Here is a 13,488-nt window from a genome sequence, read left to right as displayed (position 1 = left end):
TCATGCTGGCCGCCGATTCCCTCCATCCTCACACTGAAACCCTGGCCCACGGCCTGCAGGTGACATTGCGTCATGCCTGCGGCCTCAAACGCTGCGCAGCGGTGTTGCGCGTGGCGGCCGGCGGTCACGATGCGCCTGAGGCCTGGCCGGGATTGGCGCACTTTCTCGAGCATCTTTTCTTCCTAGGGACAGAGCGCTTTCCCACAGGTCAGAACCTGATGGCCTACGTGCAGGGCCACGGCGGGCAAATCAACGCACGCACCAGCGAACGCACCACCGATTTTTTCCTTGAACTCCCCCCCGCTGCCCTGGCCGGCGGGCTGGAGCGGCTGTCGGACATGCTCAGTCATCCGCGCCTGGACGAAGAGAGCCAGTTGCGGGAGCGGGAAGTACTGCACGCTGAATTCATTGCCTGGTCCCAGGACACAGCGGCCCAGCGACAGGTTGCCCTGCATGACGGCTTGTCGGCCGCTCACCCGCTGCGAGGCTTCCATGCGGGCAATCGCGACAGCCTGGCGGTGTCACAGCCTGAATTTCAAACGGCACTGCACGGTTTATATCGGCGTTTCTATCAGAGCGGGCAAATGACCTTGAGCCTGGTCGGCCCGCAAGGCATCGAGGCCTTGCGTACGCTGGCCGCCACGTTTGCTGAAAGCGTTCCTGCGGGTAAAACGGTGGACAGGCCATTGCCGCCGCCACTCATGGAGACCTCCGAGGCCAGTTATCAACGCGCTCGTGCGGGCGGTCGGGACATGCTGTTTGCCTTCGAGCAACTGCCGGTCGCCTCGCCCCAAGCCCTGGACTTCCTGTGCCATTGGCTGAACACCCATAAACCGGGCAGCTTGTTGGCGCTGTTGCGCCAGCGCGGCCTGGCCGACAGCCTCAAGGCCACACCGCTGTACGAATTTGCCGGCCAGGCATTGCTGCGCATCGAACTCAAGCTCGACAACGGCCAGATACCTGCCGATATCCAGCCATTGCTGCGCGATTGGCTGGGGTTCGTTGCCGCCCACGATGACTGGGCGCCGTTGCGCAAGGAATTCACCGCACGGCTGCAACGTCGTCAACAGACGGCAACAGCCCTGCAACTGGCTCGCGGGGACAGCGAAGGACGCGACGGCCCCCTGTCGGAAAACGACTTGATGCGGCTCAGGGCAATCCTCACGCAATTGCACCCGGTGGAAAACGTCGTCGGGCCATGGCAGTTGCCGCCGCCCAACCCGTTCCTGCAAACCGCCAGCGAGCCGCCCCCCGCCGGCTTGATACGCGGCCAAACCAGCGCCCACCGTGGATTGCGCACGTTTGCACAGGACCGTAGCCGAGGCCGGCGGGAACGCTCGCCCATGCAGTTCAGCCAGGCGCTGGCGGATGACACCCGTGAAAGTGCGGTGTATTTGCGCTGGCGCTTGGCGTCTCAGGCGCCGCTCGCTCTTCAGTCCAGGCTCGATCAGCATCTGGCGGACTTGCGCGAAGACGCCCGGCAGGCCGGCGTGGACCTTGTCCTTGAACCTTGCGGCGATCAATGGCTGGTGAAAATGGTTGGCTTGCAGGCGCCGATGCCGCTGGTACTCGAGCACCTCCTGACGAAGCTTGGACAACCGCTGCCCCCCGCCCAGCCCGACAGCGACACACCCTTGATACCGATTCGGCACTTGTTGAAGGCGTTGCCCAATCATTGTCGGCCGAATGCCCAAAACCCGGCGTTACCACGGCCCGACAGCGATCAAGGTGTCTGGGCGAGCGCCCATTGGGATGGCTTGGCCATCGGTCTCTCGGCCGCTACCCAGACCGCGATGGGCCCTGCGCTGGCCCGGGTTCCAGGCATCGCCAGTGAGGACGACACGCCAGCCTTGGTGCAATCCCACGGCTGCGTCTGGAACAGGCTTGAGACCCAGGGCGACGAACACGCCGTTTTGCTGTTTTGTCCCACACCGACCCAGGACTTGTCTGACGAGGCCGCGTGGCGGTTGCTGGCCCAGCTCTGTCAGACGCCTTTTTACCAGCGCCTGCGAGTTGAGTTGCAACTGGGCTATGCCGTGTTCAGTGGCTTGAAGCAAATCAACGGCCAGACGGGCTTATTGTTCGGTGCCCAATCCCCCAGCGCCTCGGCAGCGCAGCTGATTGCTCACATGGAGCGATTCCTGGGCGAGTTGCCGGCGCTGATCGAACAGCTCGATGATTCAAGCTTGGCCAGCCAACAGCAAGCGCTGGCCCGTCAGCTCGATAGCGCCGTGCTGCCCTGTGCACAAGCGGCGGAGTTGCTCTGGCAAGGCAAATTGGCCGGACGTTCTTCGGACTATCTGCAACTGCTGGCCGATGCCATCGTGCAGATGGAACGCGAGCCATTGATAAACGCGGCCCACCGCTTGATCAACGCGCAAGGAGGGCGTTATTGCCTCAGCAACGAGCCGTCTCCGGGAGCCCCTTGGCAAGCGGCGCGGTGATCATTGCAGCCCGTGCAACGAGCTTTCTCAAAGAATCGCGGCGAACGAATTTGTCAGATTTAGTAACATAGGTGTTTAGGCATCTGAACATCTCCTGTCGGAGATGGACTATATGTATAGGTCCCAACCGTCCTAACTAACCCAAGCATCCCAACCAAAGGAGTATTCCCATGTCCTGGTCCAAACCCGCCTATATCGATCTGCGTATCGGCTTCGAAGTCACCATGTACTTCGCCAGCCGTTGATGACAGCAGGCGATCAGTACGCAACACAACGCCTCGGTCATCCGGGGCGTTTTTATTTCGGTTTGCAGATGGAGCGGCCATGTTCGTCCAGATTCTAGGTTCCGCCGCCGGCGGCGGTTTCCCCCAGTGGAACTGCAACTGCGCCAATTGCGCGGGTTTTCGCAACGGCAGCCTGCGGGCCCAGGCGCGCACCCAGTCGTCCATCGCGATTTCCGATGACGGTGTGAGCTGGGTATTGTGCAACGCCTCCCCGGACATCCGCGCCCAGCTCCAGGGCTTTGCCCCGATGCAACCTGGCCGGGCCCTGCGCGACACCGGCATTGGCGCGATCATCCTGATGGACAGCCAGATCGACCACACCACTGGCCTGCTCAGCCTGCGCGAGGGCTGCCCGCACCAGGTCTGGTGCACCGACATGGTCCATGAAGACCTGAGCAGCGGTTTTCCATTGTTCAATATGCTGACCCACTGGAACGGCGGATTGAGCTGGAACCGCATCGAACTGGACCAGAGCTTCACCGTCCCGGCCTGCCCGAACCTGCGTTTTACCCCGCTGCCGCTGCGCAGCGCCGCACCGCCCTATTCCCCGCATCGCTTCGACCCGCACCCTGGCGACAACATCGGGCTGATCGTTGAAGACCTGCGCACAGGCGGCAAATTGTTCTATGCCCCGGGCCTTGGAAAAGTCGACGCCCCGCTGCTGGAGATCATGGCCGGCAGCGACTGCCTGTTGGTGGACGGCACGATGTGGGACGACGATGAGATGCAGCGCCGTGGCGTCGGCACCCGCACCGGTCGGGAAATGGGCCACTTGGCACAGAACGGCCCCGGCGGCATGCTTGAAGTGCTGGAGCATTTGCCGAAGCAGCGCAAGGTGCTGATCCACATCAACAACACCAACCCGATCCTTGATGAAGACTCCCCCGAGCGGGCCGAGTTGGTGCGACGCAATGTCGAGGTCGCTTACGACGGTATGAGCATCGAACTGTAGGAGCGTCCGAAATGACTGACACACCATTGACCACTGCAGAATTTGAAGCCGCCCTGCGTGCCAAGGGCGCGTATTACCACATCCATCACCCGTATCACGTGACGATGTATGAAGGCCGCGCCACTCGCGAACAGATCCAGGGCTGGGTCGCGAACCGCTTTTACTATCAGGTAAACATTCCGCTCAAGGACGCCGCGATCCTGGCCAACTGCCCGGATCGGGAAATCCGCCGCGAGTGGATCCAGCGCCTGCTCGACCATGACGGCGCGCCCGGCGAAGACGGTGGTATCGAAGCCTGGCTGCGGCTGGGCCAGGCGGTGGGCCTGGACCCCGATCAACTGCGCTCCCAGGAATTGGTGCTGCCGGGCGTACGTTTCGCGGTGGACGCCTACGTCAACTTCGCCCGCCGCGCCTCTTGGCAAGAAGCCGCCAGCAGTTCCTTGACCGAACTGTTCGCCCCACAGATCCATCAGTCGCGCCTGGACAGCTGGCCGCAGCATTACGCCTGGATCGACCCGACCGGCTACGAGTATTTCCGCACCCGCCTGGGTCAGGCCCGGCGTGACGTCGAACATGGCTTGGCCATTACCTTGCAGCACTACACCACTCGTGCGGGTCAGGAGCGCATGCTGGAGATTCTCCAGTTCAAACTGGACATCCTCTGGAGCATGCTTGACGCGATGAGCATGGCCTACGAATTGAATCGCCCGCCCTATCACAGCGTGACCGGGCAGCGCGTCTGGCACAAAGGGATTACCTTATGAGTTTCGATCGCAGCAAAACCCCTCGCTGGCGCCCAGGCTATCGTTTCCAGTATGAACCGGCCCAGAAAGGCTATGTGTTGCTCTATCCTGAAGGCATGATCAAGCTCAATGACAGCGCGGCGCTGATCGGCGGCTTGATCGATGGCGAGCGGGATGTCGCAGCGATCATCGGCGAGTTGGCGACGCAGTTCCCCGGCGTGCCGGAACTCGATGACGACATCGAGCAGTTCATGGAGGTCGCCCGTGCAGAGCACTGGATCGAACTTGCCTGACATCACCGGCCTGCCGCCCAAGCCAGACGTCGGCCTGCCGCTGTGGCTGCTGGCCGAGCTGACCTATCGTTGCCCGCTGCAATGCCCGTACTGCTCCAACCCGCTGGACTTTGCCGAGCAAGGCAAGGAGCTGAGCACCGAGCAGTGGTTCAAGGTGTTTCGCGAAGCCCGGGAAATGGGCGCCGCGCAGTTAGGTTTTTCCGGTGGCGAGCCGCTGGTGCGCCAGGACTTGGCCGAGCTGATCGGCGAGGCGCGCAAGCTGGGTTTCTACACCAACCTGATCACCTCCGGCATCGGTTTGACCGAGCAGAAGATCAGCGACTTCAAGAAGGCCGGGCTGGATCACATCCAGATCAGCTTCCAGGCCAGCGACGAGCAGGTGAACAACCTCCTGGCCGGCTCGAAGAAAGCCTTCGCGCAGAAACTGGAAATGGCTCGGGCGGTGAAAGCCCACGGCTACCCGATGGTGCTGAATTTCGTCACCCATCGGCACAACATCGACAAGATCGACCGCATCATCGAGCTCTGCATCGCCTTGGAAGCCGACTTCGTCGAACTCGCCACCTGCCAGTTCTATGGCTGGGCACACCTCAACCGCGTCGGCCTGCTGCCTACTCGTGAACAATTGGTGCGGGCCGAACGTATCACCAACCAATACCGCGCCAAGCTGGAAGCCGAGGGCAATCCGTGCAAGTTGATCTTCGTAACCCCGGACTATTATGAAGAACGCCCCAAGGCCTGCATGAACGGCTGGGGCAGTATTTTCCTGACCGTCACGCCGGACGGCACGGCATTGCCATGCCACGGCGCCCGGCAGATGCCGGTGCAGTTTCCCAATGTGCGCGACCACAGCATGCAGCACATCTGGTACGACTCGTTCGGCTTCAACCGTTTCCGCGGTTATGACTGGATGCCCGAGCCCTGCCGCTCCTGCGATGAAAAGGAGAAGGACTTCGGAGGGTGTCGCTGCCAGGCGTTCATGCTCACGGGCGACGCCAGCAATGCCGATCCGGTGTGCAGCAAATCCGCGCATCACGGGATGATCCTCCAGGCTCGCGAAGACGCCGAGCACGCCACTCAAACCATCGAGCAACTGGCCTTTCGCAATGAACGAAACTCGCGCCTCATCATTAAGGGCTGAGCCCTTCAGCGCCGCCCAAGCCGTCGCGGCGGGCGTCGACTTTGCCGAACTGCAATTGGGGCCTCAGGGCCTGTTCTGGAATGAATACCGTCCCGAAGACGGCGCTTGCCGGATCTGGCAGTGGCAAGACGCCAAGGCCCGCTGCCTGACCCCGGACGGCTTCAGCGCACGCAGTCGGGTCTACGAATACGGCGGCGGATCATTCTGCCTGAGCGATGACGGCGTGCTGTTTGTCAACGAGGCGGACCAACAGGTGTACCACCAGGCGCTGGCGGGAGGGCCGCCGTTGGCTCTGACCCAGGGCGACTGTCGATATGGGGATTTGCGCTTCGCCGCCGGGCAGGTGCTGGCGGTGGAAGAACAGGCCAATCAGCATCGGTTGGTCTCGATCGGGCTGGTGGACCGACAGCGGCGCGTGCTGGCAGCCGGTGCTGATTTCTATGCCGCGCCGACGCAGAGCCCCGATGGCCAGCGACTCGCCTGGATCGAGTGGAGTCGCCCACACCAGCCCTGGACGGTGACGCGGCTGATGCTTGCCGAGCGCAACGCCACAGGTTGGGAAAAGCCGCGTTGCGTGGCGGGTGAAAAGGACGAAGAGTCGATTCAACAGCCGCGCTTCGATGCTTCCAGTCGCCTCTATTGTCTGACCGACCGCGGCGGGTACTGGCAGCCCTGGGTTGAACGTGCCGGCGTTCTCGAGCCGCTGCCCGCCGTCGACGCCGATCACGGCCCCGCACCTTGGCAATTAGGCGGTTGTACCTGGTTGCCTGTAGATGAAACCACTTACCTGGCAAGCTGGACCGAAGCCGGCTTTGGGCGGCTGGGCCTGCGCAGCGACAGCGTGCTCGAAGATCTCACCGGCAGTTACAGCCGCTTCCGCAGCCTGGCGCTCGATGAGCAATTCGTTTATGCCGTTGCCGCCTCGCCGATCAGCCCATCGGCAATCATCGCCATCGAACGGCAAAGCCGTGAAGCAGTGGTATTGGCGGGCGGCATCGCGCCATTGCCCACCGAGCAGATCAGTCGCCCTCAAACCCTGCGCTACCCTTCTGTCACAAGTGAAGCCCACGGATTCTTTTATCCGGCCATGAACGCCGAAGAAAAACCGCCCTTTGTGGTGTTTATCCACGGCGGGCCAACTTCAGCTTGCTACCCGATGTTCGATCCGCGCATCCAGTACTGGACCCATCGCGGCTTTGCCGTTGCCGACCTCAATTACCGCGGCAGCAGCGGCTACGGACGCGCCTATCGACAGGCACTGCATCTGGACTGGGGCGTGGCGGACGTCGAGGATGCTTGCGCGGTCGTTGCGTACTTGAACGAGCAGGGTCTGATCGATGGGCGTTGCGCGTTCATTCGCGGTGGCAGCGCCGGTGGGTATACGACGCTGTGCGCCCTTGCATTCCGTGATGTATTCCGTGCCGGCGCCAGCCTCTATGGCGTCAGCGACCCCATTGCCCTGGCCCATGCCACCCATAAATTCGAGGGAGACTACCTGGATTGGTTGATCGGCGACCCGCAACAGGACGTCGAACGCTACCGGGCCCGGACTCCGCTGCTGCACGCTGAAAGCATTCGCGCCCCGGTGATATTTTTCCAAGGCGAATTGGACGCGGTGGTCGTGCCACAGCAGACCCGGGACATGGTCAAGGCATTGGAGGACAACGGTGTCGCCGTCGAGGCGCACTATTACGCCGATGAGCGTCACGGCTTTCGCAAGGCTGCGAACCAGGCGCATGCGCTGGAGCAGGAGTGGTTGTTTTATCGCAAGGTGATCGACGCTGGCTTATGAAATGACGAGCTTTTGTGGCGAGGGAGCTTGCTCCCGCTGGGCCGGTCCGACGCCTCGGGCGTAGCGGCCCCAAGCGTTTGCGACGGGAGCAAGCTCCCTCGCCACAGAGTAAGTCCTTCCCTTGGAAAGCTTCAGCGCTTGGCGATGATGTACACCGCATGCACGATGCCGGGGATATACCCCAACAGAGTCAGCAGAATATTCAGCCAGAATGCCCCGCCAAACCCGACTTGCAGGAAGACACCCAGCGGTGGCAGCAGAATGGCGATGATGATGCGAACGAAATCCATGAATAACTCCTGATGGGCGATGGCCACGTTGCCATATAGCCCATGGACACCTGACCACTCGTCAGGGTTCAGTGAGAGTCGACACAGAGACGGCCCGAACGGGCCTTTGGACAAGACAAAAAACGCGGACAAAAGAAAACCCCGCCGAAGCGGGGCTTTGCAGACTGTTTCCCTGACATCCATTTCACTCCGCCTTCCTGGCAGAATCCTACGTGTCCGTGTTGTTACTTGCGCGTCCTGCGCTACGTCCATGGAAGCTAGATTAGCCCTGGATCCAATCGGCCGGTAGAGGGAAATCGCCAGCACGTCATGTAAGCATTTGCTTACATGACGTCACATTTTAGAATTGACCGGGTTCCAGCAGGAACAACGACTCGCTGCCGGCCTTCACCGAGGCGCTCAGGGAATGAATACGCGGCAGCAAGCGGGCGAAGTAGAATCGCGCCGTGCCCAGTTTGCTCGCGTAGAAGTCATCCTGGCCTTCCTTGCCCATGGCGGCTCTTGCCATCAAGGCCCACATGTAGGCATAGGCGGTGTAACCGAAGGCTTGCAGGTACTCCACCGAAGCCGCGCCAATCTCATTAGGGTTGTTTTTCGCCCGGTCCAGCAACCACTCGGTCAACTCGTCCAGAGTGCCGACGGCATCGTTCAATGGCTGGGTAAACTCCGCCAGGTCTTTGCTCGCGGTAGCGGTGAACTGGCGGATTTCATCCGCGAACAATCGAAAGAACGCCCCGCCGGTGCCGACGATCTTGCGCCCAACCAGATCCAGCGCCTGGATACCGTTGGTGCCTTCGTAGATCTGGGTGATGCGAACATCGCGCACCAGTTGTTCCTGGCCCCATTCACGAATGTAACCGTGGCCGCCGAAAATCTGCTGGCCATGGACCGTGGTTTCCAGCCCGAGGTCGGTCAAAAAGGCCTTCGCCACTGGCGTCAGCAGGGCGACCAGGTCTTCGGCGCGTTTGCGGGTGCCCGGGTCTTCGCTGAACTTGGCGGTGTCCAGTTGCATCGCCACGTAGGTGGAGAATGCGCGACCGCCTTCGTTCGAGGCTTTCATGGTGAGCAACATGCGGCGCACGTCAGGGTGGACGATGATCGGGTCGGCGACCTTGTCCTTGTTCTGCGCGCCGGTTGGCGAACGGCTTTGCAGTCGATCACGGGCGTATTCGATGGCGTTCTGATACGAGCGCTCGCCGGTGGCCAAGCCCTGGATGCCAACGCCCAGACGCTCGTAGTTCATCATGGTGAACATCGCCGCGAGGCCTTTGTTCGGTTCGCCAACCAGATAACCCACCGCTTCATCGAAGTTCATCACGCAGGTGGCCGACGCCTGGATGCCCATCTTGTGTTCGATCGAACCACAGTTGGCCGCGTTGCGCGCGCCCAGGCTGCCGTCGGCATTGACCATGAATTTGGGCACCAGCAACAGCGAGATGCCTTTCGGCCCTGCCGGTGCGTCCGGCAGTTTTGCCAGCACCAGGTGAATGATGTTCTCGGTGAGGTCGTGTTCGCCGCCGGTGATGAAAATCTTCGTGCCGCTGACTTTGTAGGAACCATCGGCCTGGGGCTCAGCCTTGGTGCGAATGATCCCCAGGTCCGTGCCGGCATGCGGCTCGGTCAGGCACATGGAGCCGGCCCAGATACCCGCGTACATGTTCGGCAGGTACGCCGCCTTCAATTCGTCGCTGGCATGGGCGTTGATCGATAGGCAGGCCCCGGCTGTCAGCATCGGATACAGCCCGAAGGAGAGGCTGGCGGAGTTGACCATTTCCTCGACCTGGGCCGAAACAGCCTTGGGCATCCCCATGCCGCCATACGCGGGATCACCACCGACACCGACCCAACCGCCTTCAGCGTAAGTCTTATAAGCCTGTGGGAAACCTGCCGGCGTCGTGACGGCACCGTCGGCCCAATGGCAACCCTCTTCGTCAGCCGCGCGGCTGAGGGGAGCGATGCTTTTGCTGGTGACCTTGCCGGCTTCTTCCAGAATCGCTTCGACAGTTTCAGCGTCTACGGTTTCGGCCAACGCCGGCAGTTGAGCCCAGAGTTTCGCGACCTCGAACACTTCATTGAGGACGAAGCGCATATCGCGCAGGGGCGCTTTGTAGTCAGCCATGGCAAACCTCGCAGGATCTAAACAATTGGTTCGTAGGAAAACGGCTCTCGCAGTGATCCGGAGTGTACCTCAACAACTTTTGAGACACATAGGGTCAACCCGTGACTTCTTCACTACTTATAGTCACAAGCTTAAAAGGCAAACAGCTCCGCCGGCAAATTCATCAGACAATCGCTTCCTGCCTCGATAGCGGCCCGATGGGCGGCTGTACGTGGCAGCAGACGCTTGAAATAAAACTCACAGGTCGCCAACTTGGCCCGGCAGAAATCTGCGTCCCCACTGCCGTCATCCAGTTGCGATTGCGCCACCAATGCCATGCGCAACCAAAGGTAAGCCAGGATGATGTAACCGCTGTACATCAGGTAATCCACCGACGCGGCCCCTACCTCATCCGGGTTTTTCATGGCCGCCATGCCGACCTGAGTCGTCAGCTCGCCCCATTGCTGGTTGAGCCCGTCGAGCTGGGCAATGTAATCCTTGAGCTGCGGGTGGGCGACGTTGGCCACGCAGAACTTATGGACAATCCTAGTAAAGCCGCGCAGCAACTTGCCTTGGCTGCCCAAGACCTTGCGCCCCAGCAGGTCCAAGGCCTGGATGCCATTGGTGCCTTCATAGATCGGCGCGATGCGGCAATCGCGTACCAGTTGCTCCATGCCCCATTCGCGGATGAAGCCGTGGCCACCGAAGACCTGCATGCCATGGTTAGTCACCTCCAGGCCAGTGTCGGTCATGAAGGCTTTGCAGATCGGCGTGAGGAATGCCAGCAGGTCTTCGGCTTCCTGGCGGGCGCTTTCGTCGTTGCTCAGGTGCGCGGTGTCGAGTAGTTGCGCAGTGAAATACGTCAGCGCCCGGTTGCCTTCGTTGAAGGCCTTCATAGTCAGCAGCATCCGACGCACATCGGGATGGACGATGATCGGATCGGCGGCTTTTTCCGGCGCCTTGGGGCCGGTCAATGAACGCATCTGCAGCCGATCGTTGGCGTATTTGATCGCACCCTGGAAACTCGCCTCACCCAGGCACAGGCCCTGCATGCCAGTGCCGAGGCGAGCATGATTCATCATGGTGAACATGCAGTTAAGGCCTTTGTTCGGCTCGCCGATCAGGAAACCCTTGGCCCCATCGAAGTTCAGCACGCAAGTGGCCGAAGCCTTGATGCCCATCTTGTGTTCGATCGATCCGCAGGAAACACCATTGCGCTCCCCGGCTTCGCCCGTGGCGTCGGGCAGGAACTTGGGAACGATGAACAACGAGATGCCTTTGGTCCCGGCGGGGGCATCCGGCAACTTGGCGAGCACCAGATGGATGATGTTATCGCTCATGTCGTGCTCGCCGGCGCTGATGAATATCTTGCTGCCGGTCACCGCATAGCTGCCGTCCGCCTGGGGCACGGCGCGGGTCTTGATGATTCCCAGGTCGGTGCCGCAATGAGCTTCGGTCAGGCACATGGTGCCGGTCCACTGGCCGGCGGTGAGCTTGTTGAGGTAGGTCTGCTTCTGCTCCTTGGTGCCATGGGCGTGGATGGCAGACATGGCGCCGTGGGTCAGGCCGGGGTACATGCCCCAAGACGTATTGCTTGAACCGATCATTTCGCTGATGACCAGGCCCAGGGAACTGGGCAGGCCTTGACCGCCGAAGGCTGGATCCGCCGCCAGGCCATGCCAGCCGCCCTCCACATACTGTACGAAAGCCTGCTTGAAACCTGTAGGCGTGGTGACTACGCCGTTGTCGAAATGGCAGCCCTCTTCGTCACCGGAACGATTGAGCGGCGCCAGCACGTTCTCGCAGAAGCGGGCACCTTCGTCGAGGATCGCGCTGACCATGTCCGGGCTGGCATCGCTGGCGCCCAGCTCGGCGTAGCGGCCATGGAAATCGAAGACGTGATCGATCAGAAAGCGCATGTCGCGCAGGGGGGCTTTGTACTCGGGCATGGTGGTTTTCTCCGGTAGCAGATCGTTTCAACCTACTGCCGGCGATCAAGGCCCACAATCACAGTCCAGACGCTGAATGCGCCGTCATCACTCAACCCGCGGCAGCCTCCATGCGCACCGCGCCGCGCCGGTTCTGCCCGAAGGCAATCACACAGTTACGCCCCGCTCCCTTGGCGTTATAGAGCGCTTGGTCGGCTGATTTGAGCACTTCTTCGGGCGTGCGCTGTTCGACGCGTTCCGCGACGCCGATGCTGACCGTCACCGATACGCTGGAAGCGCCGGTGCCGGAGCGGCGTTGGCGACCCTGTAGATCGTCATGGGGACGGTTGTCGGGGTTGCGCAGCTGAATGGCATACGTCTCGATGGACTGGCGGATGACTTCCAGATGGGGCATGCACTCATCGATGGTCTTGCCTGCGAACACCAGGGCAAATTCTTCCCCGCCGTAGCGATACGCCCTACCGCCACCGCCGATCCTCGACAATTTGCTGGCGACCAGGCGCAGCACCTGATCACCCACGTCATGGCCGTGGGTGTCGTTGAATTTCTTGAAGTGGTCCACGTCACTCATCGCCAGCACATAGTTGCGTCCCAGGCGCTGCATGCGTTCGTTCAGTGCCCGACGGCCCGGCAGGCCGGTGAGCTCGTCGCGGAACGCCATTTGATACGCCTCATGGGCAACCGCGGCGGCGATCATCAGCATCACTTGGCTGCACATGATGTTCAGGGTGAACGGCAAGATGAATGTCTTCGGCAGCATCCAGAACAGCCCCAGCAATCCCACCAGTTGCGCCGCGTGCAAAGGACGCGGGTTGCGCCAGTATTGCCAGGCCAGCAGCACGAACGCAGCGGCGAACACCGGGTAGGACAGCTGGATCAGGCTCATCCAGGCGCCGTGCAACGCTGGCCAGCGGATCTCCGAGAGCCACAGCAGCAAGGCTTGGGGGAAACTCTGCTCCAAGGCCAAGGCCACGCCACCAAATGCCAGTAGCACCGCAAAACGCGCCACCATGTCTTGGAACAAGTGAGTACGCTCCTGCCACGCCGCGAACAGCCCGAACAACAGCGGTAGCAACAGGCAGACAAGATGGAACACCACAGCCGCGTCTTCGCGGACCTTGCCGTTATCGCGGTAGAAATCGGTCTGGGTGTCCAGCAGGAAATAGGCGATGTACACCGTTGCCATCAGAAACAGTTCACGCTGACGTCGGTAAACCGCGCAGTACGCACCCCCCAATAGCAGCACCAACGTGGGAAGGACGTTGAACAGGGAGGTGAAGAAAACGTTGAGGTCCTTGACGTAGGCAGCCGCCAGCCCCGCCAGCAATAGCACTGTCGACGGTAGGAAATGGCTGACACGCATTGCGGAAAAACGCGGCAAGGGTAAAGCTCCGACCCGGCTGATCAAAGATGGCATTGTGCCTGCAACTGGAGCATTAAGGCACGCGGGATGTGGACAGATATCACACTGCCATCGCTGTAACGGCAGAGGCGGGAGTTTT

11 protein-coding genes are annotated in these 13,488 nt (G+C 61.2%); 7 read left to right on the top strand and 4 right to left on the bottom strand.

The window, feature by feature from the left end; all coding sequences use genetic code 11:
- Positions 1-2 precede the first annotated feature (2 nt).
- The 7 genes from pqqF (at position 3) to J3P82_RS02640 (ending at position 7,649) form a co-directional block, all read left to right on the top strand.
- Positions 3-2,444 carry a pyrroloquinoline quinone biosynthesis protein PqqF gene (pqqF, locus tag J3P82_RS02670; RefSeq protein WP_434560544.1) on the top strand — a complete coding sequence of 814 codons (2,442 nt, stop codon included), beginning with the start codon at positions 3-5 and terminating at the stop codon, positions 2,442-2,444.
- Positions 2,445-2,614: 170 nt separating this feature from the next.
- Positions 2,615-2,689: a pyrroloquinoline quinone precursor peptide PqqA gene (pqqA, locus tag J3P82_RS02665; protein WP_003177660.1), complete on the top strand. Its 75-nt coding sequence runs from the start codon at positions 2,615-2,617 to the stop codon at positions 2,687-2,689.
- 79 nt (positions 2,690-2,768) lie between these two features.
- Positions 2,769-3,680, top strand: a complete 912-nt coding sequence (gene pqqB, locus J3P82_RS02660) for a pyrroloquinoline quinone biosynthesis protein PqqB (protein WP_434560542.1) — start codon at positions 2,769-2,771, stop codon at positions 3,678-3,680.
- 11 nt (positions 3,681-3,691) lie between these two features.
- A complete protein-coding gene (gene pqqC, locus J3P82_RS02655) occupies positions 3,692-4,444 on the top strand; it encodes a pyrroloquinoline-quinone synthase PqqC (RefSeq protein ID WP_434560540.1) in 753 nt (250 codons plus the stop codon).
- Positions 4,441-4,716 (top strand): pyrroloquinoline quinone biosynthesis peptide chaperone PqqD, encoded by a 276-nt coding sequence (gene pqqD, locus J3P82_RS02650; RefSeq protein WP_434560538.1) that lies wholly within the window; start codon positions 4,441-4,443, stop codon positions 4,714-4,716. Before pqqC ends, pqqD begins: the two co-directional genes overlap by 4 nt.
- Entirely contained in the window at positions 4,688-5,857 is a 1,170-nt protein-coding gene (gene pqqE, locus J3P82_RS02645; protein WP_434560536.1) for a pyrroloquinoline quinone biosynthesis protein PqqE, read from the top strand. Before pqqD ends, pqqE begins: the two co-directional genes overlap by 29 nt.
- On the top strand, positions 5,823-7,649 hold the full coding sequence (locus J3P82_RS02640; protein WP_434560534.1) for a prolyl oligopeptidase family serine peptidase: 1,827 nt from the start codon (positions 5,823-5,825) through the stop codon (positions 7,647-7,649). Before pqqE ends, J3P82_RS02640 begins: the two co-directional genes overlap by 35 nt.
- A 131-nt stretch (positions 7,650-7,780) precedes the next feature.
- Here J3P82_RS02640 and J3P82_RS02635 read toward each other — a convergent pair whose 3' ends face one another.
- The 4 genes from J3P82_RS02635 to J3P82_RS02620 all read right to left on the bottom strand — a co-directional run bounded on the left by J3P82_RS02635 (position 7,781) and on the right by J3P82_RS02620 (position 13,367).
- Entirely contained in the window at positions 7,781-7,939 is a 159-nt protein-coding gene (locus J3P82_RS02635; RefSeq protein ID WP_186614268.1) for a YqaE/Pmp3 family membrane protein, read from the bottom strand.
- 340 nt (positions 7,940-8,279) lie between these two features.
- Complete coding sequence (locus J3P82_RS02630) at positions 8,280-10,058, bottom strand: acyl-CoA dehydrogenase C-terminal domain-containing protein (RefSeq protein WP_434560532.1); 1,779 nt, start codon at positions 10,056-10,058, stop codon at positions 8,280-8,282.
- Between the two features lie 131 nt (positions 10,059-10,189).
- Positions 10,190-11,986 carry an acyl-CoA dehydrogenase C-terminal domain-containing protein gene (locus J3P82_RS02625; RefSeq protein ID WP_434560530.1) on the bottom strand — a complete coding sequence of 599 codons (1,797 nt, stop codon included), beginning with the start codon at positions 11,984-11,986 and terminating at the stop codon, positions 10,190-10,192.
- 91 nt (positions 11,987-12,077) lie between these two features.
- Positions 12,078-13,367, bottom strand: coding sequence for a diguanylate cyclase (locus J3P82_RS02620; protein WP_434560528.1), 1,290 nt, complete (start codon positions 13,365-13,367; stop codon positions 12,078-12,080).
- Between the last annotated feature and the right edge of the window lie 121 nt (positions 13,368-13,488).

This window comes from Pseudomonas sp. Z4-20, assembly GCF_051131955.1.
Classification (GTDB): domain Bacteria; phylum Pseudomonadota; class Gammaproteobacteria; order Pseudomonadales; family Pseudomonadaceae; genus Aquipseudomonas; species Aquipseudomonas marvdashtae.
Note: the sequence above shows the minus strand (reverse complement) of the source record. Positions and strands in the feature narration are given on the sequence as shown.